This is a genomic window from Microcoleus sp. FACHB-SPT15 (assembly GCF_014849525.1).
GTDB lineage: Bacteria > Cyanobacteriota > Cyanobacteriia > Cyanobacteriales > Coleofasciculaceae > Symplocastrum > Symplocastrum torsivum.
Map to the genome: position 1 here is coordinate 127,532 of NZ_JACJNU010000064.1, position 21,064 is coordinate 148,595.

24 protein-coding genes are annotated in these 21,064 nt (G+C 46.4%); 21 read left to right on the forward strand and 3 right to left on the reverse strand.

The features are described from left to right. The first annotated feature begins 1 nt into the window (after position 1). The 16 genes from rplR to prfA all read left to right on the forward strand — a co-directional run bounded on the left by rplR (position 2) and on the right by prfA (position 9,866). Positions 2 to 364 carry a 50S ribosomal protein L18 gene (gene rplR, locus H6F98_RS27710; RefSeq protein WP_192221951.1) on the forward strand — a complete coding sequence of 121 codons (363 nt, stop codon included), beginning with the start codon at positions 2 to 4 and terminating at the stop codon, positions 362 to 364. Between the two features lie 94 nt (positions 365 to 458). After that, positions 459 to 980: a 30S ribosomal protein S5 gene (gene rpsE, locus H6F98_RS27715; protein WP_192221952.1), complete on the forward strand. Its 522-nt coding sequence runs from the start codon at positions 459 to 461 to the stop codon at positions 978 to 980. A 78-nt stretch (positions 981 to 1,058) separates the two neighbouring features. Next, the gene (gene rplO / locus H6F98_RS27720; protein ID WP_192221953.1) at positions 1,059 to 1,535 is read left to right on the forward strand and encodes a 50S ribosomal protein L15; all 477 of its coding nucleotides are present in this window, start codon (positions 1,059 to 1,061) and stop codon (positions 1,533 to 1,535) included. 38 nt (positions 1,536 to 1,573) lie between these two features. Continuing rightward, the gene (secY, locus tag H6F98_RS27725; protein ID WP_192221954.1) at positions 1,574 to 2,917 is read left to right on the forward strand and encodes a preprotein translocase subunit SecY; all 1,344 of its coding nucleotides are present in this window, start codon (positions 1,574 to 1,576) and stop codon (positions 2,915 to 2,917) included. Between the two features lie 91 nt (positions 2,918 to 3,008). Next, positions 3,009 to 3,572 (forward strand): adenylate kinase, encoded by a 564-nt coding sequence (locus H6F98_RS27730; RefSeq protein ID WP_192221955.1) that lies wholly within the window; start codon positions 3,009 to 3,011, stop codon positions 3,570 to 3,572. Positions 3,573 to 3,677: 105 nt separating this feature from the next. Next, positions 3,678 to 3,902: a translation initiation factor IF-1 gene (infA, locus tag H6F98_RS27735; RefSeq protein ID WP_008191178.1), complete on the forward strand. Its 225-nt coding sequence runs from the start codon at positions 3,678 to 3,680 to the stop codon at positions 3,900 to 3,902. A 110-nt stretch (positions 3,903 to 4,012) separates the two neighbouring features. Further along, entirely contained in the window at positions 4,013 to 4,126 is a 114-nt protein-coding gene (gene rpmJ / locus H6F98_RS27740) for a 50S ribosomal protein L36 (RefSeq protein ID WP_192221956.1), read from the forward strand. A gap of 58 nt (positions 4,127 to 4,184) precedes the next feature. After that, positions 4,185 to 4,565 (forward strand): 30S ribosomal protein S13, encoded by a 381-nt coding sequence (gene rpsM, locus H6F98_RS27745; RefSeq protein ID WP_192221957.1) that lies wholly within the window; start codon positions 4,185 to 4,187, stop codon positions 4,563 to 4,565. Between the two features lie 42 nt (positions 4,566 to 4,607). After that, positions 4,608 to 5,000, forward strand: coding sequence for a 30S ribosomal protein S11 (gene rpsK, locus H6F98_RS27750; RefSeq protein WP_192221958.1), 393 nt, complete (start codon positions 4,608 to 4,610; stop codon positions 4,998 to 5,000). Positions 5,001 to 5,182: 182 nt separating this feature from the next. Further along, a complete protein-coding gene (locus H6F98_RS27755) occupies positions 5,183 to 6,127 on the forward strand; it encodes a DNA-directed RNA polymerase subunit alpha (protein ID WP_192221959.1) in 945 nt (314 codons plus the stop codon). A 54-nt stretch (positions 6,128 to 6,181) separates the two neighbouring features. Further along, entirely contained in the window at positions 6,182 to 6,532 is a 351-nt protein-coding gene (rplQ, locus tag H6F98_RS27760) for a 50S ribosomal protein L17 (RefSeq protein ID WP_192221960.1), read from the forward strand. 24 nt (positions 6,533 to 6,556) lie between these two features. Then, the gene (gene truA / locus H6F98_RS27765) at positions 6,557 to 7,405 is read left to right on the forward strand and encodes a tRNA pseudouridine(38-40) synthase TruA (protein ID WP_192221961.1); all 849 of its coding nucleotides are present in this window, start codon (positions 6,557 to 6,559) and stop codon (positions 7,403 to 7,405) included. Positions 7,406 to 7,438: 33 nt separating this feature from the next. Beyond that, positions 7,439 to 7,891 (forward strand): 50S ribosomal protein L13, encoded by a 453-nt coding sequence (rplM, locus tag H6F98_RS27770; RefSeq protein ID WP_192221962.1) that lies wholly within the window; start codon positions 7,439 to 7,441, stop codon positions 7,889 to 7,891. Then, entirely contained in the window at positions 7,891 to 8,304 is a 414-nt protein-coding gene (gene rpsI, locus H6F98_RS27775) for a 30S ribosomal protein S9 (protein WP_192221963.1), read from the forward strand. The genes rplM and rpsI overlap by 1 nt, the downstream gene beginning before the upstream one ends. A gap of 122 nt (positions 8,305 to 8,426) precedes the next feature. After that, the gene (gene rpmE, locus H6F98_RS27780) at positions 8,427 to 8,669 is read left to right on the forward strand and encodes a 50S ribosomal protein L31 (RefSeq protein ID WP_192221964.1); all 243 of its coding nucleotides are present in this window, start codon (positions 8,427 to 8,429) and stop codon (positions 8,667 to 8,669) included. A 102-nt stretch (positions 8,670 to 8,771) separates the two neighbouring features. Next, complete coding sequence (prfA, locus tag H6F98_RS27785) at positions 8,772 to 9,866, forward strand: peptide chain release factor 1 (RefSeq protein WP_192222038.1); 1,095 nt, start codon at positions 8,772 to 8,774, stop codon at positions 9,864 to 9,866. Between the two features lie 203 nt (positions 9,867 to 10,069). Here prfA and H6F98_RS27790 read toward each other — a convergent pair whose 3' ends face one another. Both H6F98_RS27790 and gyrA read right to left on the reverse strand, forming a co-directional pair. Then, positions 10,070 to 11,581 (reverse strand): FAD-dependent oxidoreductase, encoded by a 1,512-nt coding sequence (locus H6F98_RS27790; RefSeq protein ID WP_192221965.1) that lies wholly within the window; start codon positions 11,579 to 11,581, stop codon positions 10,070 to 10,072. Positions 11,582 to 11,766: 185 nt separating this feature from the next. Next, positions 11,767 to 14,400: a DNA gyrase subunit A gene (gyrA, locus tag H6F98_RS27795; RefSeq protein ID WP_192221966.1), complete on the reverse strand. Its 2,634-nt coding sequence runs from the start codon at positions 14,398 to 14,400 to the stop codon at positions 11,767 to 11,769. A 30-nt stretch (positions 14,401 to 14,430) separates the two neighbouring features. Here gyrA and H6F98_RS27800 point away from each other — a divergent pair, with 30 nt between their 5' ends. From H6F98_RS27800 to H6F98_RS27820, 5 genes are all read left to right on the forward strand, one after another. Then, a complete protein-coding gene (locus tag H6F98_RS27800; RefSeq protein ID WP_192221967.1) occupies positions 14,431 to 14,625 on the forward strand; it encodes a hypothetical protein in 195 nt (64 codons plus the stop codon). 26 nt (positions 14,626 to 14,651) lie between these two features. Further along, positions 14,652 to 16,109 (forward strand): Asp-tRNA(Asn)/Glu-tRNA(Gln) amidotransferase subunit GatA, encoded by a 1,458-nt coding sequence (gene gatA / locus H6F98_RS27805; RefSeq protein ID WP_192221968.1) that lies wholly within the window; start codon positions 14,652 to 14,654, stop codon positions 16,107 to 16,109. Positions 16,110 to 16,394: 285 nt separating this feature from the next. Continuing rightward, entirely contained in the window at positions 16,395 to 19,028 is a 2,634-nt protein-coding gene (locus H6F98_RS27810) for a DNA polymerase III subunit alpha (RefSeq protein ID WP_192221969.1), read from the forward strand. 98 nt (positions 19,029 to 19,126) lie between these two features. Further along, on the forward strand, positions 19,127 to 20,503 hold the full coding sequence (locus H6F98_RS27815) for a hypothetical protein (protein ID WP_313929954.1): 1,377 nt from the start codon (positions 19,127 to 19,129) through the stop codon (positions 20,501 to 20,503). A 10-nt stretch (positions 20,504 to 20,513) separates the two neighbouring features. After that, the gene (locus H6F98_RS27820) at positions 20,514 to 20,747 is read left to right on the forward strand and encodes a hypothetical protein (protein WP_192221971.1); all 234 of its coding nucleotides are present in this window, start codon (positions 20,514 to 20,516) and stop codon (positions 20,745 to 20,747) included. Positions 20,748 to 20,785: 38 nt separating this feature from the next. Here the strand turns inward: H6F98_RS27820 and H6F98_RS27825 are convergent, their stop codons facing one another. Then, positions 20,786 to 21,061, reverse strand: a complete 276-nt coding sequence (locus tag H6F98_RS27825; protein WP_192221972.1) for a hypothetical protein — start codon at positions 21,059 to 21,061, stop codon at positions 20,786 to 20,788. Positions 21,062 to 21,064 lie beyond the last annotated feature (3 nt).

Sequence of the window (21,064 nt, forward strand, 5' to 3'; positions counted from 1 at the left end):
GATGAAACTGACTCGTAAAGAATCGGTACGGCGGCGGCATCACCGAGTGCGTCGAAAAGTAACGGGTACGGCAGAGCGTCCTCGACTAGCCGTGTTTCGCTCCAATCAGCATATCTATGTGCAGGTAATTGACGACAATCTACAACATACCTTAGCTGCTGCTTCTACTCTAGAGCCGACTTTAAAATCGAATGTAGAATCCGGGGCAACTTGTGAAGCGTCTGTTGAGGTTGGCAAGTTAATTGCTCAGCGAACCATTGAAAAAGGCATTTCAAAAGTTGTCTTTGACCGAGGTGGTAATCTTTACCATGGTCGCGTCAAAGCCCTTGCTGAAGCCGCTCGTGAAGCCGGACTCGAATTTTAAGTTGTTGGTCATGCATCATAAGTCAATAAATAGAGTAATTGACTACAACGAACAACTAACAACGAACAACTAACAACGAACAACTAACAAAACTATGGCAACTCGTAGAAAAAGTAGCCGCGCTAAAGAAAAAGACACTACTTGGCAAGAACGGGTTATTCAAATCCGTCGTGTCAGTAAGGTTGTCAAAGGCGGTAAAAAATTAAGCTTCCGTGCGATTGTCGTCGTGGGCAATGAACGGGGACAAGTTGGTGTTGGTGTCGGCAAAGCCAGTGATGTTATTGGTGCTGTCCGCAAGGGGGTTGCTGATGGGAAAAAGCAATTAATTGATGTGCCCTTAACCAAATCTAATTCCATTCCTCACCCATCCAACGGTGCTGCTGTTGGAGCTAAGGTGATGATGCGACCCGCAGCTCCTGGAACTGGTGTAATTGCTGGTGGTGCTGTGCGTACAGTACTTGAATTAGCTGGGGTTCGTAATATTCTGGCTAAGCAGTTGGGTTCTAATAACCCCTTGAACAATGCTAGAGCCGCTATCAACGCTCTTGATTCGCTACGTACATTTTCTGAAGTGGCTGAAGAACGAGGTGTTCCGATTGAGAACCTTTACGCCTAATCAGATTTAAGTTATTGGTCAGTCGCACAAGGACAACTGACGATTAACACCTGACACCTGACAACTGACACGAAAATTATGAGACTAAATGATGCAGTGCCCCAAAAAGGCTCCAAGAAACGCCGACGCCGTGTTGGTCGCGGGATCGCGGCTGGTCAAGGGGCTAGTGCTGGACTAGGGATGCGGGGTCAAAAATCACGATCAGGTCGGAGTACACGACCGGGTTTTGAAGGGGGTCAGATGCCGTTGTACCGTCGTCTGCCTAAGTTAAAGCACTTTACGGTCATCAACCCTAAACATTACACTACGATCAACGTGGGTAGATTAGCATCACTCCCGGCTGATACAGAAGTAACATTGACCTCCTTAATGGAGGTAGGTATTGTTACAACCAATGATGGTCCGCTAAAACTTCTCGGCGACGGGGAACTGAGCGTTCCGCTCAACGTTAAAGCGGCTGCCTTCACGGCGGGTGCCCGCAGTAAAATTGAGGCGGCTGGTGGTAGCTGTGAAGTGATAGAGGGTCGAAAGGTCTGGACTCGCGCCAGTGCCTAGTGCTAACCCACGCCAATATTCTGTAGAGGTAGCCCTTTATGGTCGTAAGTCGAGACAAAGCTCCAACTGCTCAAGAGACTTTTATGCAAATGGCACAAGCAGCTGGCCTTAGAGGTCGGCTGCTTGTGACCATTGGTCTGCTGATTTTAGCTCGCCTTGGTGTTTTCTTACCTGTACCAGGTATTGACCGGGAAAGCTTTGCCGCAGCCATTAAAAACAGCCCAGTTATTGGATTTTTGGACATTTTCTCTGGAGGTGGACTTTCTGCCTTAGGAATTTTTGCTCTAGGAATCTTGCCTTACATTAATGCCTCGATTATCCTGCAACTGCTAACCGCTGCAATCCCTTCTCTGGAGAACTTACAGAAGAATGAAGGAGAAGCGGGCAGAAGAAAAATCTCTCAAATTACCCGGTATGTTGCTGTCGGATGGGCAATAGCAAATAGTATTGGGATTGCTCTATGGGTAGAGCGCTTTGCCACTACTACTCGCGGGCCTCTATTTGTGGCTGAAACAGCACTAGCACTAACGGCTGGTTCCATGTTTGTGATGTGGATATCAGAGCTAATCACTGAGCGTGGCATTGGTAACGGTGCTTCGCTGTTGATTTTTGTCAATATTGTGGCGGCTCTGCCTACTACCTTAGGTCAAACCATTGAGTTTGCTCAGACGGGTGGTCGTGAAACAGTCGGTAAGGTAGTGATCTTGCTGCTGGTTTTCCTGGTGATGATTGTCGGGATTGTCTTTGTACAAGAGGGAACCCGCCGCATTCCAATTATTTCAGCAAGGCGTCAAGTAGGACGAAGGCTCTACCGTGAGCGGACAAGCTACCTGCCGCTGCGGTTAAATCAGGGCGGCGTTATGCCGATTATCTTTGCTTCGGCGGTTCTGATTCTCCCTGCCTCCTTAGCTCAGTTCACAGCTAGTAATGCTAATAACAAATTTTTAGCGCCAATCAACCAAGTTCTGGTTCAAGTTTCAAATTACATGAACCCGAATGGTCAGACCCCTTGGTTGTATGTCTTGGTCTATTTAGTCTTGATTGTGTTCTTCAGCTACTTCTACGCCTCTTTGATTGTGAATCCAGTGGATATGGCGCAAAACCTGAAGAAAATGGGAGCGAGTATTCCGGGTATTCGTCCGGGTCGAGCTACTAGTGAGTATGTTGAGCGGGTATTGAACCGTTTAACGTTCTTGGGAGCCATATTCTTAGGATTAGTGGCTGTAGTACCCACGGCTGTGGAGAGCGCGACTAATGTTCCAACCTTCCGGGGACTAGGCGCAACCTCGTTGCTGATTCTGGTGGGTGTTGCGATTGACACCGCTAAGCAAATTCAGACCTACGTGATTTCGCAGCGCTACGAAGGCATGGTCAAGGAGTAGACAGTTATTGGTTGTTAGTCATTAGTTACTTGGGACTCTTGCCTAAGTACTGTCCAACAACCAATAACCAACAACCAATAACCAATAACGAATGACACGATTAATTTTCTTAGGACCTCCAGGGGCAGGAAAAGGTACTCAGGCAAAACTTTTGGCTGAGGTGGTGAATATTCCTCATATTTCCACGGGTGAGATTTTACGAAGTGCGGTTGCCGCTCAAACGCCTCTGGGTCAAAAGGCTAAAGCCTATATGGATAAGGGTGAGTTGGTTCCTGATGAGTTGCTGCTAGATCTAGTGCGCGATCGCCTCAGTCAAGCTGATGCTCAAAGTGGCTGGATTTTAGATGGTTTTCCACGAAATGTTAGCCAAGCCGCTTTCTTGGATGACTTAATGCAGGAAACACACCAAACTTGCACTTGTGTCAACCTGGATGTTCCAGATGAGGTTTTAGTTAATCGCCTGTTAGGACGAGGACGCTCAGATGACACTCCAGAGGCGATTCGTACACGGTTAGAGGTTTATCGGAAGGAAACTGCCCCTTTAATTGATTTCTACGGTGAGCGATCGGTTTTGAGAGTTGTGGATGGTGATCGCTCTATGGCAGAAGTCACAAACTCTTTAAAACAGATCGTCAGCGAACAGCAGGGTCAGTAACTCAGCCGTTTTGCTTGCATATTTGATAAAATATGTTAAGACTCCCTGGATCAACATCCATCAGTCTGGAATGGGGGTGATTAACAGAATTGAGGTTTGAACACATTGGCTAAACAAGACTTAATTGAAATGGAAGGCACAGTGACAGAGTCACTGCCAAACGCGATGTTTCGTGTTGATCTCGATAATGGCTTTAATGTCCTTGCTCACATTTCAGGAAAAATCCGCCGTAACTATATCAAAATCTTGCCAGGCGATCGCGTTAAAGTCGAACTGACACCCTATGATTTAACGAAAGGTAGAATTACCTACCGCCTTCGTAAAAAATAGGATTAGAACGTTCTTATCTTTACTCAATGGTCTAATCAATTTAATATTGATTGACAATCAAACCTCAAAAAATGATATAATGCAGTGCTTGCAGTGTGGCCAAAAAAGGCATGAAAGTTAGAGCATCCGTCAAAAAAATTTGTGAGAAATGCCGGGTCATTCGGCGACGCGGTCGGGTTATGGTGATTTGCCAAAATCCCAAGCATAAACAGCGTCAGGGATAGCCCATAGGCTCTTAAGACTAATTTGTAGCACAAAACCAAGAAATAGGGAGAAAAAAGCGTGGCACGGATTGCCAGTGTAGACCTTCCTCGCGACAAGCGAGTAGAAATTGGTCTGACATATATCTATGGAATCGGTCTGTCGCGGTCTAAAGAAATTTTGGCAGCAACAGGAGTTAATCCAGATATACGGGTCAAGGATTTAAGCGATTCCGATGTAGCAGCCCTTAGAGGGGCGGTAGAAAATTATCAGGTGGAAGGCGACCTGAGACGCTTGGAGTCAATGAACATCAAGCGGTTGGTTGACATTGGCACCTATCGTGGGCGTCGTCATCGCTTAGGACTACCAGTACGGGGGCAACGAACTCGTACTAATGCCCGAACTCGCCGAGGTCGGCGTGTTGCTATTGCTGGTAAGAAAAAGGCACCCGCTAAGAAGTAATCCATTTGTTCTGTTAAACCAACACGAGTTTTATCAAGCGACATGGCGCGACCAACTAAGAAAACAGGTGCAAAAAAGCAAAAACGCAATGTACCTAATGGAGTGGCTTATATTCAGTCCACTTTCAACAACACAATCGTTACAATTGCTGATACCAGAGGTGATGTCGTTTCCTGGGCATCAGCGGGTTCCAGTGGTTTTAAAGGAGCGAAAAAAGGAACGCCTTTTGCCGCTCAAACGGCTGCCGATGGTGCAGCTCGTCGAGCAGTTGACCAGGGAATGCGTCAAATCGAAGTGATGGTCAGTGGTCCAGGAGCGGGTCGAGAAACGGCAATTCGAGCCATTCAAGGCGCAGGACTCGAAATTACCTTGATCCGGGATGTGACACCAATTCCCCACAACGGCTGCCGTCCACCCAAGCGGCGTCGAGTTTAAGCAGCTATTGGTTGGGATTCAAATATCTAACGCATAGTGTCAGCTGGGAAGTTTTTCACAAGAAACCAACCTGCTGGTGCTTCAGTTATTGAGACATTACACCTGATTTTTCAGGAACAATGTACAAGGGGGCACGACAAGAGTGCTTTCCGTGGGGTTTTATGAATAAGGGAGGTCACTCCGTGGCGCAGTTTCAGATCGAGTGTGTAGAGTCTAAAACACTGAAGAATCAGAGTCAATATAGCAAATTTGTCCTGGAGCCTCTTGAGCGCGGTCAAGGCACAACGGTCGGCAATGCCCTCAGGCGGGTTCTCCTGTCAAATTTGGAAGGGGCTGCCGTAACAGCCGTTCGGATTGCTGGGGTGAATCATGAGTTTGCCACCATTGAAGGTGTAAGAGAGGATGTCCTAGAAATCTTGCTGAACATGAAGGAAATTGTTCTCAAGAGTTACACCTCTCAACCCCAAATTGGTCGAGTCATGATTACAGGACCGGCAACTGTGAGAGCCGCTCAATTTGAACTCCCTTCAGAAGTGGAAATCGTCGATCCAGGTCAGTATGTTGCCACCTTGGCAGAGGGGGCAAGGCTGGAAATGGAGTTTCGGATAGAGAAAGGGAAAGGATATCGCTCTGTGGAGCGGGGTCGTGATGATGCAGCGGCAGTTGACTTTCTCCAGATTGACGCTGTATTTATGCCAGTGAATAAGGTAAATTACAGCGTTGAGGATGCTCGCATCGACGGTTCTCTGGAAAGAGACCGTTTGCTATTAGACATCTGGACTAATGGCAGCGTAACTCCCCAAGAAGCTCTGAGTCAAGCCGCTAGTACCCTAGTGGATTTGTTCAAGCCTCTGCAGGAGATGAACCTGGAGCCGATTGATAAGGAATATCCAGATGATGAAGATCCAACCAGTCAAATCCCAATCGAAGAATTGCAGCTATCAGTACGAGCTTACAACTGCTTGAAGAGAGCTCAGATCAATTCTGTAGCCGATTTGCTGGATTACAGCCAGGAAGACCTCTTGGAAATCAAAAACTTCGGTCAAAAGTCTGCCGAAGAAGTGATTGAAGCCTTACAACGGCGCTTGGGAATTACCCTGCCGCATGAGAAAGCAAAAACTACTTAAGTTTTGCTTGAGCGGCTATTGAATTTTTTGGAGTGTATATAGGAACAGAAGAAAATGCGTCACCGCTGTCGTGTACCACAACTAGGAAAGCCTGCTGATCAACGGAAGGCTCTAATGAGAGCTTTAACTACAGAACTGATTCGTCATGGTCGAATCACAACAACTAAAGTGCGGGCAAAAGCAATTCGTGCGGAAGTCGAGAAAATGATTACGCTGGCAAAGGATGGTTCGCTATCTGCACGGCGTCAGGCACTGGGCTACATCTATGACAAGCAGTTAGTTCATGCCCTGTTTGAGGGAGTTCAGGATCGGTATGGCGATCGCAACGGCGGATACACCCGCGTCCTGCGAACCGTACCGCGTCGTGGCGATAATGCCGAAATGGCAATTATCGAGCTAGTTTAGCTAGTTCGCTATTTGTTACTCCTCATGCAGTCCCCCCAGCTAACAAAGCAGCGTATTGCCCTGGTTATCCAATACCTGGGTACGCACTTTTATGGCTGGCAGCGCCAACCCAACCATCGCAGTGTGCAGGAGGAAATTGAAAAAGTGATCTCTGCCGTGGAGCAGCGACCCGTGACCCTACACGCAGCGGGTCGCACCGATACAGGTGTTCACGCTGCTGCTCAGGTAGCTCACTTTAATGCTACAGGACCAATTCCAGCCACAAGGTGGGCGGCTGTCCTCAATAGTAGACTGCCTGAGGATATCCTAATTCGTGCCTCAGCCTTAGTTAGTCCTAACTGGCACGCTCGTTTTTCCGCCAGGTGGCGTCGTTATCGATATACACTCTATACCGACAACCGACCCAACTTGTTTGTGCGACCCTTTAGTTGGCATTATTATCATGCACCGCTAGATGAATCCTTGATTCAGGAAGCGTTAACCCCGCTAATGGGTAAGCACCACCTGGCAGCCTTTCATCGGGCAAACTCAGGGCGATCGCATTCCTGGGTGGATGTTCAAGCCGTAGAATGCTACCGTAACGGGTCATTTATTCATATAGAAATTCAGGCAAACGGATTTTTGTATGGCATGGTGCGGCTTTTGGTAGGAATGCTGGTACAAGTAGGCACTGGGGAACTACACCCAAACAGTTTCACGGAACTTTGGGTCAACCAGCGACGGGAAGCTGTAAAATACGCAGCTCCAGCGAGAGGTTTGTGCCTATTGCGTGTAGGCTACCCCAACTCGCCTTTTCCTCCAGAAGTCTGGTTTGATACACAGCCAAAATTCCTCTTGCCGACTAATACCCCAAGCGAATACTGCCTCAATTAAACACATAACTCTTGAAGCGCTAAAAAAAGACCGATGGAAAAAACCTACCTCCCCCCCCTCAACTCCCTAGAACACAAGTGGTACGTCGTAGATGCGACTGATATGCGTCTAGGACGATTGGCTAGTGAAATTGCGATGATTCTTAGGGGAAAAAACAAACCTACCTATACACCCCACATGGATACGGGTGACTTTGTTATTGTTGTCAATGCAGAAAAAGTTGTCGTTACTGGCAAAAAACGGACTCAGAAGCTTTATCGACGTAACTCAGGTCGCCCTGGTGGGATGAAGACGGAAACCTTTGCCAAGCTGCAAGACCGTCTGCCAGAACGGATTATTGAACAGGCTGTTAAGGGAATGCTGCCTAAAAATTCTCTGGGTCGCCAGCTATTTACCAAGCTGAAAGTCTACGCTGGAGACAGCCATCCCCATCAAGCACAAAAACCAGAAATTAAAAAAATTCAAACAATTCCAGGAGAAAATTAATGCAAGCAGCAGAAACAAGCGGACGCGCTGTGTACTGGGGTACTGGTCGCCGTAAATCATCAGTTGCACGGGTGCGTTTAGTACCTGGTAGTGGTCAGCTAATTGTCAATGGACGCCCAGGAGACAATTACTTTAACTACAACTCCGGTTACATCTCAGCCGCAAAAGCCCCCCTAGAAACTCTAGGTTTAGAAAATGAGTACGACATTTTGGTCAATGCTCATGGTGGTGGATTGACTGGACAAGCTGATTCAATTCGTTTGGGCGTTGCTAGAGCGTTGTGCGAACTAGACCCAGAAAACCGCCCTCCTCTGAAAATAGAAGGTTACTTAACCCGTGACCCACGAGCTAAAGAGCGTAAGAAATACGGCTTACACAAAGCTCGGAAAGCTCCTCAATACTCCAAGCGATAAAGTGTCAACTCTCAGCTTCTCAGGGAGACTCAACCTTGTCTCGTAGGCTAAAAGCTGAGAGCTGGCAACTAAAAGCTAAAATTAAGAACAGATTGACAAAAGTTTAAAGTAGAGCAAAAACTATGCCAAAACCTGATATTCATCCACAGTGGTATCCAGATGCCAAGGTTTATTGCAACGGTGAGGTCGTAATGACAATTGGCTCAACCAAACCAGAAATCCACGTTGATGTTTGGTCTGGCAACCATCCCTTCTATACAGGGACACAGAAAATGATTGATACTGAAGGGCGAGTTGAGCGCTTTATGCGGAAATACGGAATGCTCGACGACAATGCCTCGGCGGATCAGTCCAAAGAGAAATAGCTATCTTGGTGAGCTTATAACCACCCAGTAACTGGCTTGCTGGGTCATTGTTTTATTTGTAAGCAACCAAGCTATTTTTTTGAGGGAGCGATCGCACGAGTCATGGCTGAAACCTACCTGCTAGAGAAATTACAATCTGTTGAACAAACCTTCAATGAATTAACGCGGCGTTTGGCAGATCCAGACATCGCGACCAATCCGCATGAGATGCAACGGGTTACAATGGCACGTTCCTCCCTAGAGGAAGTTGTCAATACCTACGACACCTGGAAACAGACTCAGGAAGATTTAGCAGGAGCGCGGCAAGTCCTCAAGGAAGCAAGCAGCGATCCAGAGATGCAAGAAATGGCTGCGCTGGAAGTTGACGAACTGCAAGCCAAACTAGAGCAACTGGAGACACGCCTGAAAATTTTGCTCTTGCCTCGTGACCCGAATGATGACAAAAACATCATGTTAGAAATTCGGGCAGGTACAGGTGGCGATGAAGCCAGTATCTGGGCAGGTGATTTGGTACGGATGTACTCGCGCTATGCGGAAACTCAGAACTGGAAAGTTAAGTTGCTGAGTGAGTCCCTAGCCGATATGGGCGGCTTTAAAGAGGCAATCCTTGAAATACAGGGTGATCAAGTTTACAGTAAGCTCAAGTTTGAAGCAGGTGTCCATCGAGTGCAACGAGTCCCTGTGACAGAAGCTGGGGGAAGAGTTCATACCTCAACGGCAACAGTGGCAGTCATGCCAGAAGTTGATGAGGTGGAAGTTCAGATCGATCCAAAAGATATAGAACTCAAAACAGCTCGTTCCGGTGGTGCTGGTGGACAGAACGTAAACAAAGTGGAAACAGCTGTTGACCTGATCCACAAACCGACAGGAATTCGAGTCTTTTGTACGGAGGAGCGTTCTCAACTGCAAAACCGAGAGCGGGCGATGCAAATTCTCCGGGCTAAGCTGTACGAAATTAAGCTACAGGAACAACAAGCCGCAGTGAAATCGATGCGGCTATCGCAAGTTGGAACGGGTTCTCGCTCTGAGAAAATCCGTACCTACAACTACAAAGACAATCGTGTCACCGACCACCGATTGGGTCAAAACTATTCACTCAGCCCAGTTCTCGAAGGCGACTTGGAGTCAATGATTCAATCTTGTATTAGCCAAGATCAACAAGAACGGTTGGAGGAATTAGCGGCTTCTACTAAATAATGCTCAGTCGCTCAAGTAATCTAACGTTGTAGTCAAAGTGAGAAAGCCCTGGTAGAAATACTGGGGCTTTCTCATTTTTGCATCAAGCCTAGAGTTAGCGGTCAGCTATCAGCAATCAGCCATCAGCTTTTTTGTTTTCCTGGCTAGTAGTGCTGCTTCACAGCTTTTAGCTGCACCTCATTTAACTAAGAACTGCTATGTTTTTAGGGCAACCAGAACTCTGGCAAAATCGTTTGACTCAAACCCCGCACAAATTGGTTGATTGTCCGGGCAAACTGGATATGGGGTTCATCAGACTCGACAGGTAGGATAGTCGCCTTGCTCCCATGCCCAAAGGATTCAATCACAAGATTTGCTGCCTCTAAACCCGTCACATACGCCTTCTCTTGCGACCATGAACCGTGGCGAGTGATAATCCAATCCCCGCTCATGAAGACATTTTTGATATTGGTTTTTGCCTTCAAGAGATACTGATAGCTACCTGGTGCAAAGTGAGTCACACCTTGAGGCACCCGGATAACACTGCTATCGATAACCTTTGCCTGTCGAAATCCTGGAATACAGGTAGCTAAATCTTCCTGAACTTTCTGCACAATTTGCTCATCGCTCAGAGGTAGCAACTGGTTAGCGTGATAAAAGTCAGCTTCAATCACGCTACCTGGTTCATTACGGTATTCGTCATGCAGTACATTCAGGTTAAAAAATGTCCAGCCTGTTGTCGGATCAAAACCGAAGCAGGCATTCGAGGGATGACGGATCGGAATTTTGCGGTCAAACCATAGCCGCGTTGCCAGCACATCAATTGCCCCCAGATTCGTCAACTCTCGGAACTCTCGGTAATTTTGCAGCGTTGGACTACCTGAGACAATCTTTTTCATGCCACTAACGCTAACGCCAAAAATCACTGCGTCTGCTTCAAAGACTTCATTACCACAGACAACTTCCTTTGCCTCGCCTGTGCTGTCGAGGAGGATGTCGCTCACCCGCTTGTTGGTCAGTACCTTGCCACCAAGTTTCTCAATGCGTTCAACCCAAGGCTTAAATATCATTTCCCCAACTGTTCCCCGGCACCAAACCACATCAAAGTTGGGTTGGTGAGCGAGGATGAAGTAGTAAAGCATCCCCAAGGCGGCGGCGGCTGAACACTGTTCCCCTGGAGCAAATAAGCCGACTAGCAGCATCGGCTCGAAGGAATCTTTGTAGAGTCGAGCAGAAACACCAAACTGTTTGAACAGTTCACGGGCGGTTACGAAGTCATAACGCCACCAAGCACTATCAGAATTGTCAAAATCGACTACAGCATAGAGCAGAGGTAAGGCAGAAAGGCGGTCAATCAGTGGCAACCGCTTGAACTGAGTGTAGAGAAAGGTTCCCAATGGTGTGGGAAGTAACGGCTCGTTTTGAAATATGGGCGATTCGACTTCCAGTCCTGCTGGTGAATATTGGGAGGATCGGGTAAATGGGGTGAAGGGATTTAGTCCCAACTTTTGCACTAGGGAAAAGATATTGCTGTAGGGATACCAAAAGCCATGAATACCGCCCTCTACCGAGCGTCCACCCGCTGTTTTCCAACCTGCCACTAATCCACCGGGGTAGGAACTAGCTTCTAAGAGCGTGACATCGTACCCTTGAGAGGTTAGGTGGTAGGCTGCGCCTAATCCAGCCCAACCAGCACCGACGACTACTACCCGTTTCTGTTCTGACGCTTCCGTCATCCTTTACCTCGTGATTCTCTTTTTTCAGGATGCCATGATTGATGGTGCGCTATGACGATGGAGTTGAGCGAGGCTGCCCATTGCTTCAAACACTATAAATTTAATGCGATCACCTCTATTTCTAAAGAAGCGATCGCACAAACTTTTCGATATCCGAAAGCGGAAGGTTAGTTACCTTTTGAAGCCTATTCCTCCTCTTCGTCACCTTGACTGGAGGGAAGCTCTTCCTCACCTTGACTGGAGAGAGGCTCTTCCTCACCTTGAACAGAGGAAGGCACTAATGCAACAGCCGCGATCGCATCATCTTCATCTAACCGCTGTACTCTTACCCCAGTTGCCATCCTAGATTGCGGTGAAATTGCACCAATCACTTGACGAATGATGATACCTCGACTAGTGACCATCATTAGCTCATCCCCTTCATTGACCACCATCAGCGACGATAGTTTGTCTTTGGGTAAACGGAACTTTGTTGCCAAAATTCCCATTCCTGCACGATTTTGCAGCCGGAATTGTTTAACAGGTACTCGCTTACCATAGCCACCCATCGTTACTACTAGCACCCAAGGGCCTTGTCCAGCCGTTTCTACCAACTCCCCACCACTGAGTTCTGCGCCATTGAGGTCTTCGATCTCCTCCTCTGACTCCGCCTCATTGACAGGTGCAAGACTAGCAACAACTTGACCCGGTAGAATGTCCATGCTGATCAACACATCATCGCGTTTCAGCTTCATTGCCTTAACGCCGCGTGTAGCCCGACCGAGGGGACGTAGTTGGTCGTGGTCAGTCTTGAAGTGAATCGCCATCCCCTGACGTGACCCAATGATGATGCTGTCTGCTTCTGTGGCAAGACGTACCCACCGTAATTGGTCACCTTCTTCTAGAGAGATTGCAATCAACCCATTGGCTCTGATATTACCAAAGGCATCTAGTGCTGTTTTTTTGATGTAACCCTTCTGGGTCAACATCACTAGATATTCATGGTCGGTAAACTCCGACACTGGCACAATCGAGGTGATTTTTTCATTACGGGGAATCGGCAACATCTGCACAATTGGCACTCCCCGTGCGGTGCGAGATGCTGCTGGGATTTGGTACGCTCTCAAACAGTAGACCACACCGCGATCGCTAAAGAACAAAAGGCTATCGTGATCACAGCAAGTCAGGAAATGCTCAACCCCGTCATCCTCTTTCATTCGAGTGCCTGCCTTGCCGCGCGTTGCTCTCGCTTGTGCAGCAAAGTCGTTAACTGGCATCCGCTTGATGTAACCTTGCTCAGTAAGCAGAATGACGGCTTTTTCATTGGCAATCAGGTCAATGTCACCAAGTTCACCTTCAACCTGCTGAATTACCGTGCGTCGTGGTGTAGCGTGGGTGGTTTTAAGCTGACCCACTTCCGTTTCAATAATTTCTAGGATGCGACTTCTGTTGGCAAGGATGTCCTGCAAGTCAGCAATCCGAACTTGTAACTCATTGTGCTCCGCATGAATCTTCTCTGCTTCCAGCGCTGTCAAGCGTCGCAACTGCATTTGTAAAATAGCATCAGCTTGCGGTTCGGAAAGACCATAGACTTCCATCAACCCGACTTTCGCCGTCGGTGCATCAGCGGCGCTGCGGATGAGTTCAATAATCGCATCCAGGTTATCAAGAGCAATCAATAACCCTTGCAGTAAATGGTCGCGTTCTTCTGCTTTCCGCAGTTCGTACTGAGTCCGTCGCGTAATCGTCTCAATGCGAAAATCTAAGAAAACTTCCAAAAACCGCTTAAGCGTCAGTAGCTGCGGTTCATTTCGCACCAACGCCAGCATATTCGCCCCAAAGTTCATCTGTAGGGGCGTTTGCTTGTAGAGGTTGTTGAGGACAACACGGGGATAGGCGTCGCGCTTGAGTTCTATGACGATTCGCATCCCGTCGCGATCGCTTTCGTCCCGAATATCCGAAATGCCCTCTAGCCGCTTTTCGTTGACCATTTCGGCAATCTTCTCAATCATCCCTGCCTTATTCGTTTGGAAAGGAAGCTCAGTGATGATGATTGCTTCTTTGTCAGGACGCCCACGATGTTCAATCGTTTCAATCTCAGCGACACCCCGCATCGTAATCGAACCGCGACCCGTAGTGAAGGCTTCTTTAATCCCAGTGGTTCCTAGAACCTGACCGCCTGTTGGAAAGTCAGGGCCAGGAACATACCGCATTAACTCTATATCTGTAATCTCTGGATTGTGGATGAGCGCCACTAAGCCATCAATCAATTCTCCCAAGTTGTGAGGCGGGATATTGGTTGCCATCCCCACGGCAATCCCGGAAGATCCATTGAGCAGTAACTGAGGCACACGCGCCGGTAAGACAGTTGGTTCTTGTTGCGAACCATCAAAGTTATCGATGAAGTCTACCGTTTCTGACTCAATATCCTGCAACAGGGCGTCTGTAGCTAAAGCACGCAAGCGACACTCTGTATAACGCATTGCGGCTGGTGGGTCGTTGTCAACCGAGCCAAAGTTCCCATGTCCGTTAATCAGAGGCGATCGCATCGAGAACTCTTGAGCCATCCGCACTAAGGCATCATAAACAGCAGTATCTCCATGAGGGTGATACTTACCTAGCACTTCTCCCACAACACGAGCACACTTCCGGAACGGTCGGTCTGGCATCAGACCTAGCTCATGCATTGCATAGAGAATCCGCCGATGTACCGGCTTGAGACCATCCCTAGCATCTGGCAGTGCCCGACCCACAATTACGCTCATCGCGTATTCCAGGTAAGACTGAGACATCTCGTTCCGCAGATTCGTCGGCACAATCCGCTCTTGGGAGGTACTCATAGAACGAAAAACTCCATTAAAATCAAGAATGTGGCAGAAAAAAGCCGAAAAGCTGCAAAAAATGCCGCTTTTCACTCGAATATTTGCCAAAAATTAGTAGTTTCTTTTAAAATTTTAACACAATTCCAAACCCCTCAGCCGGAGCAACGGCTGGGAGAAACGTTATATGGAATACAAGTGCTAATTCGCAATCCTATTCAATCGGCACTCTATACTAAAGTCTGAATTATGAGTCCAAAAGGGAGCGAGAGATGGCCTCCATCCGCGAGTTGCATAGACAGCTCATTCGCAAAGAACGTTCGGCTGTCGAAATCACCCAAGAAGCCCTAGACCGGGTTCAGGAGCTAGAGCCGAAATTACATAGCTTTTTGCACGTCACCTCAGAACACGCCCTAGAGCAGGCGCGTCAAGTGGATGCCAAAATCGCCGTTGGGGAAGAAATTGGGCTATTGGCAGGGATTCCGATTGGAATCAAAGACAATATGTGTACCAAGGGAATTCCTACCACCTGTGCTTCCCGAATTCTGGAAAATTTTGTGCCGCCTTACGAGTCAACCGTGACCCAAAAGCTCAAAGACGCTGGCGCAGTAATGGTGGGTAAAACCAATCTTGATGAATTCGCGATGGGCAGTTCTACGGAAAACTCTGCCTATCAAGTCACCGCAAATCCTTGGGATTTAGATCGGGTGCCAGGAGGTTCCTCAGGAGGTTCAGCCGCTGCAGTAGCAGCACAAGAATGTGCTGTTGCCCTTGGTTCTGATACAGGTGGTTCAATTCGTCAACCTGCCTCGTTCTGCGGTGTTGTTGGTCTAAAACCTACCTATGGTTTGGTTTCCCGTTATGGTCTTGTTGCTTATGCGTCTTCTTTGGATCAAATTGGGCCACTAGCGCGAACGGTAGAAGATGCGGCAATTTTGCTCAGTGCGATCGCAGGTTATGACCCCAACGATGCTACTAGCTTGAAAGTCGAAATCCCTGACTATGCCAAGATACTTCAACCCGATCTGCGACCCAGAGGACGGCTGAGAGTTGGCATCATAAAAGAAACCTTTGGTGAAGGCTTAGACCCTGCTGTTGAACAGGCTGTTACTAAAGCGATCGATCAGCTACAAAGCTTGGGTGCAGAAATTCATGTCATTTCTTGTCCCCGGTTCCGCTACGGGTTGCCAACCTACTACATCATTGCTCCTAGTGAGGCATCAGCAAATCTTGCTCGTTACGATGGTGTCAAATATGGCAAGCGTGTTCCTGACGCCGAAAATCTCCTCTCGATGTACACCAAAACTCGTGCCGCTGGATTTGGTGCAGAAGTCAAACGCCGGATTATGCTAGGCACCTATGCCTTGTCGGCTGGTTACTACGATGCGTATTACCTGAAAGCGCAAAAAGTTCGCACTTTAATCAAACAAGACTTTGAGGCAGCCTTTGAAAAAGTAGATGTCTTAGTCTGTCCCACTTCTCCCACAACAGCATTTAAAGCTGGGGAAAAGACAGAAGACCCTTTGAGTATGTATCTCTCTGACCTGATGACCATCCCCGTAAACCTCACAGGTTTACCAGGGTTAAGTGTACCTTGTGGCTTTGATGACAATGGATTACCGATTGGAATGCAGCTAATTGGCAAAGTGTTGCGTGAAGATCAGTTATTTCAAGTCGCCTATGCCTACGAGCAATCGACTAGCTGGCATCTACGCAAGCCTCAGTTCTAAGCTGATGTATGGCTCAGTAGGGAAAAAGAGGGGCATTAAGGAATCTTTCTTCCCTCTCCCCTGGCTTGGAGAAGGAATCGTTCTTCCCGCAAGCCCCTTCCCCTGACTTGGAGCAAGAAGTCTAATCTTGATCGAGCTTAGATAATTCGACGATCCATACACTAGGTGTAGGGTTTAGATTTAATTAGTAACGCTACCTATAGAATTTGGGTATCAGCCCATCGTCGTTGAAAAGCCTCGAAACGGCTGAGTTTTCCGATAAGCCTGAACAATCTAGATAAATCTATGTCTTTCGTTGGGTTACATATTCATAGTGACTACAGCTTGCTTGATGGAGCTTCTCAGTTACCACAACTGGTAGATCGAGCAGTTGAGTTGGGAATGCCCGCGATCGCACTTACCGATCATGGTGTCATGTACGGCGCGATCGAACTCATCAAAGTCTGCCGTGGTAAAGGCATTAAGCCGATTATCGGCAACGAGATGTATGTAATCAACGGTGACATCGAAAAGAAGGGGCGTTATCGCAAGTATCACCAAGTTGTTTTAGCGAAAAACACGCACGGCTACAAGAACTTAGTCAAGCTGACTACAATTTCTCACCTCCAAGGGTTTCAGGGAAAAGGCATTTTTGCTCGCCCTTGTATTAATAAAGAACTACTTGAGCAGTATCACGAGGGTTTGATTGTTACGAGTGCTTGCTTGGGAGGTGAAGTTCCCCAAGCGATTCTCAAAGGTGACATGAAGCTTGCGCGTGAAGTTGCTCAATGGTACAAAGAGGTCTTTAAAGAAGATTACTATTTAGAAATTCAAGACCACGGTTCTATAGAAGACCGCCTTGTTAATGTTGAGATTGTCAAAATTGCCCGTGAGCTAGGCATTAAAATCATTGCAACGAATGACTCTCACTTTATCTCCTGCTACGACGTAGAAGCACACGACGCTTTGCTGTGTATTCAGACTGGCAAGCTAGTGATCGAAGAAAAGCGGATGCGCTATAGCGGTACGGAGTATCTCAAGTCAGCGCAAGAGATGGCGCGGCTGTTCCGAGATCATTTGCCAGATGATGTGATCAAAGAAGCGATCGCAAATACTCTCGAAGTTGCCAATAAAATCAAACCCTATGAAATCATGGGGGAACCTCGTATCCCCAATTACCCGGTTCCTAACGGTCATACCGCCGATACTTATCTAGAAGACGTTACCTGGGAAGGACTACTAAACCGCGTTGGATGTCGCGTTCGCAGTGAAATTGACCCCATTTATCGAGAGCGACTGGAATATGAGCTAAAAATGATGCAACAGATGGGGTTTTCCACCTACTTTTTGGTAGTTTGGGACTACATCAAATATGCCAGAGATCAGGGCATTCCTGTTGGACCAGGTAGAGGTTCAGCAGCGGGTTCTCTTGTGGCTTATGCCCTAAAAATTACCAACATTGACCCAGTTCATCATGGTCTTCTTTTCGAGCGCTTTCTAAATCCTGAGCGGAAATCAATGCCAGATATTGATACCGATTTCTGCATTGACAGACGCGACGAAGTGATTGACTACGTTACCCGTAAGTACGGCAAAGAGCGAGTCGCACAAATTATTACCTTTAACCGCCTAACATCAAAAGCTGTCCTAAAAGATGTGGCAAGAGTGTTAGACATTCCCTACAAAGAATCTGACCAAATGGCAAAGCTCATCCCTGTAGTTCGGGGTAAGCCAACGAAGCTTTCGGTGATGATTTCTGATAAAACGCCAGCGCCAGAGTTTAAAGAAGCTTATGAGAAAGACCCCAGAATTCAGCGCTGGGTGGATATGGCAATGCGGATTGAGGGAACAAACAAAACGTTTGGGGTTCATGCGGCGGGTGTTGTCATTTCCTCAGAACCACTAGATGAAATTGTCCCTCTGCAAGTAAATAATGAGGGTGCAGTTATCACTCAGTATTTTATGGAAGACCTAGAATCACTGGGACTTCTGAAAATGGATTTCTTGGGTTTGAGAAACCTAACAACTATTCAAAGAACCGCAGATTTAATCAAGAAAAATCAAAATATTAGTCTTGATTTAGATCAGTTGCCACTTGATGAAATTAGGGCATTGAAGATTTTGGCAAAAGGGCAGATTAACAAAAAGCCCGTAGATATCAAAAAAACATATCAGGTTTTGGAGAAAGGTGAGTTAGAAGGCATTTTTCAATTGGAATCATCTGGAATGCGTCAGGTTGTACGAGACCTAAAACCAGATAGTATCGAAGACCTTTCTTCAATTTTGGCACTTTACCGCCCTGGACCTCTAGATGCTGGTCTAATTCCTAAGTTTATTGACCGTAAACATGGGCGAGAAAAAGTAGAGTATCAACACCCTCTATTAGAGCCAATTTTGCAAGAAACTTATGGCACACTTTGCTATCAAGAGCAAATCATGAAAATGGCTCAAGATTTAGCAGGGTATTCTCTTGGTCAAGCAGACTTACTTCGCAGAGCGATGGGTAAGAAGAAGGTTTCTGAGATGCAAAAACATCGAGAAACCTTTATTGATGGTTCGGCAAAAAATGGAGTTTCTAAACGAGTAGCTGAACAATTGTTTGAGCAAATGATTTTATTTGCTGAATATTGTTTGAGTTATGAAACAGAAGTCCTAACGGTTGAATATGGCTCAATGCAAATTGGTAAAATTGTTGAGGAAGAAATTGAGTGTACTGTGTACAGTGTTGATAACAATGGTTATGTGTACACGCAACCGATCGCACAGTGGCATAACCGAGGACAGCAAGAAGTATTTGAATATAGTCTAGAAGACGGTTCTATTATTCGAGCCACGAAAGACCATAAGTTTATGACAGTTGATGGTCAGATGCTGCCTATTGATGAGATTTTTGAGCGAGGTTTGGAGCTAAAACAGCTAGAAGGGTTAGAAAAGCTTTGAGATATCCTAAGAGTTAGGACTATAACACTGTCTTAGAACATTAGGAGTCTGTGCAGGTGAAACTAGGAGTATTTTGCCAAAATCTGGGAAATCCAATAGTGTACTATCCTAGGCTGGCTAAAGCTACTGGTGGAGTGGCAGCTTCTATTTTGTTTTGGCAGCTTTTCCAATGGCAATCTAAATTAGGCAATTATAAGTCGTGGGTAAGAGTTACGATTGATGAAATTGAAAAGGAAACGGGTTTAACTCCTACTGAACAGGAACTAGCACGGCGTGAATTAGTAAAGCGATCGCTTTTAAAAGAACGGTTAGTTACTGAGCATTTTGATACTCTAGAGTTTTGTCCGGACATTGATGCTCTTGAGAAGCAATTAAACGATTGTTGGATGGAAGCTTTTCATGTCCCTTCTTTCAATCCAAAGGATGAGGTTAGTTTACAAAAGTCTAGTTTTGATAAACCTGACTTGGTAAATAATCAAAATAATTTAGATTCAGTCGTAACAACAGAGACTATTGTAGAGGCGGTGAAGCCTACGAAAGTAGAGAAGAATGGCTATTCCGCATTGAGTCGTCATACACCAACAACAGAACAATCCGGCACTGGCTTTGATTCTTCATCAACACATACCGCTGTTGAAGTGGTTGATAACGCTTGTAAGACAACTCGAATCACTAAAACTGATCGATTTTTTCCAGTTCAACGTCAGCCAATTGCCGTGAAAGTTAGCCCTAATTATCAATTTAGTGGGCCTTGGGAGACTATTGAGCAATTTGAGGAGTTTCAGAGAGCTTTATTAGAGTACGCAAAGAATCTGGGGTTTAATAGCCCTTCTGGATGGGTATTTAAAATAGTTGATGACATAACAAAAGGCTTGGTGTCCCCGTTCTGGGATGAATTTGTCTCAGGAATTCCCCTAGGAGAAAGCCAAAAAGTTAAGCGTGACTGGGAAATTGAGCCAGGTGTTCCCTATCCTGCCTTTGAGGAGGAGCATACTCAGTATTATGTCCACAAAGGAGAACCGTTAGAGGTAGCTGTATCAAAAGCGCGTTCAGATCTGAGGAATCCAGTGATTGGGAAAGACTTGTGGGAAGGATTCTTGAGGAAATGCGATCGCATTGCTGATGATGCAATACGAGCAAAGAAATTAGGAGTAGCAACCCCCTATTTACCACCCTCCTTTAGTAATAAACCTCAAATCACCAAAGAAAGTGTAATTACTAAGCTTTCGGCTATTACACCTAAATTTTCCCTGGCACCGTCCAGTGCTGAATCCCTAGCACAGCGAAGTCTAGAATCACAGGAAATTAAGGATGAAAATCCGGAACCAGTCGCTGATGCTCCTAGCCTTTCTGCTTTGCAAGAAGTCTATAAAACTCCTATGGGTCGAACTTTAGTTCAAAAGCAAATTGCTGAACATCCAGAATGGGGATATGGGATTGTTGATGACCAAGTAGTAGACTTACTTCCCTTCTAGTGAGGTAAAAATGGAGCGAATTAGTAATATTGATGCATTTCTTTTAGGACGGTCTCCTCTTTCAGAACAGGAAAGAAACAAACTGCGTTGGGCAAGATATCAGCAACAGAAAGAGGATGGATATCAACAGTTAGCTGAACTGTGTAGTTTAGGAGAGTACGAGCTAGCTAAGCAACTTGCCAATCGAAATCCTAGTTGGGGGTATGAAGTAGTTAATGGAGCTGTCATGGAGAGGACTGATTAGCATTATAGTAGCTACTAACCCATCAGGAAAAAGTAACGTTAATCAAACAAGGCTAGTAACTCCCAAAAGTCCAGATGCTGAGTTTCTATCCAAAAGCTTGCTTCATTAGCTTGTTTGAGATGCAACAGAGAAATATCAGATAGACCTCTAGCTTCAAGCTCACAAAGAAGCATTTCCCAATTTTGCTCAAAAAAGGGAACCTGTTCAAGTTTCTGGCTTCTAATTTCTTCTGCCGACTGAATTTGATTAGGACTTCCGAATAAGCCAGGTAATTTTAAATCTCTAGAGAAGTTTCTAGCTTCCTTGTGGTTCATAGA

Bases quoted from the DNA above. Each gene is read 5' to 3' on its own strand.
- rplO (WP_192221953.1), top strand. From the start codon at position 1,059: ATGAGACTAAATGATGCAGTGCCCCAAAAAGGCTCCAAGAAACGCCGA.
- rpmJ (WP_192221956.1), top strand. From the start codon at position 4,013: ATGAAAGTTAGAGCATCCGTCAAAAAAATTTGTGAGAAATGCCGGGTC.
- gatA (WP_192221968.1), top strand. From the start codon at position 14,652: ATGGCCTCCATCCGCGAGTTGCATAGACAGCTCATTCGCAAAGAACGT.
- H6F98_RS27730 (WP_192221955.1), top strand. From the start codon at position 3,009: ATGACACGATTAATTTTCTTAGGACCTCCAGGGGCAGGAAAAGGTACT.
- H6F98_RS27820 (WP_192221971.1), top strand. From the start codon at position 20,514: ATGGAGCGAATTAGTAATATTGATGCATTTCTTTTAGGACGGTCTCCT.
- truA (WP_192221961.1), top strand. From the start codon at position 6,557: ATGCAGTCCCCCCAGCTAACAAAGCAGCGTATTGCCCTGGTTATCCAA.
- H6F98_RS27810 (WP_192221969.1), top strand. From the start codon at position 16,395: ATGTCTTTCGTTGGGTTACATATTCATAGTGACTACAGCTTGCTTGAT.
- rpmE (WP_192221964.1), top strand. From the start codon at position 8,427: ATGCCAAAACCTGATATTCATCCACAGTGGTATCCAGATGCCAAGGTT.
- rpsK (WP_192221958.1), top strand. From the start codon at position 4,608: ATGGCGCGACCAACTAAGAAAACAGGTGCAAAAAAGCAAAAACGCAAT.
- rplR (WP_192221951.1), top strand. From the start codon at position 2: ATGAAACTGACTCGTAAAGAATCGGTACGGCGGCGGCATCACCGAGTG.
- rpsE (WP_192221952.1), top strand. From the start codon at position 459: ATGGCAACTCGTAGAAAAAGTAGCCGCGCTAAAGAAAAAGACACTACT.
- H6F98_RS27790 (WP_192221965.1), bottom strand. From the start codon at position 11,581: ATGACGGAAGCGTCAGAACAGAAACGGGTAGTAGTCGTCGGTGCTGGT.
- secY (WP_192221954.1), top strand. From the start codon at position 1,574: ATGGTCGTAAGTCGAGACAAAGCTCCAACTGCTCAAGAGACTTTTATG.
- H6F98_RS27825 (WP_192221972.1), bottom strand. From the start codon at position 21,061: ATGAACCACAAGGAAGCTAGAAACTTCTCTAGAGATTTAAAATTACCT.
- rplM (WP_192221962.1), top strand. From the start codon at position 7,439: ATGGAAAAAACCTACCTCCCCCCCCTCAACTCCCTAGAACACAAGTGG.
- rplQ (WP_192221960.1), top strand. From the start codon at position 6,182: ATGCGTCACCGCTGTCGTGTACCACAACTAGGAAAGCCTGCTGATCAA.
- rpsI (WP_192221963.1), top strand. From the start codon at position 7,891: ATGCAAGCAGCAGAAACAAGCGGACGCGCTGTGTACTGGGGTACTGGT.
- prfA (WP_192222038.1), top strand. From the start codon at position 8,772: ATGGCTGAAACCTACCTGCTAGAGAAATTACAATCTGTTGAACAAACC.
- gyrA (WP_192221966.1), bottom strand. From the start codon at position 14,400: ATGAGTACCTCCCAAGAGCGGATTGTGCCGACGAATCTGCGGAACGAG.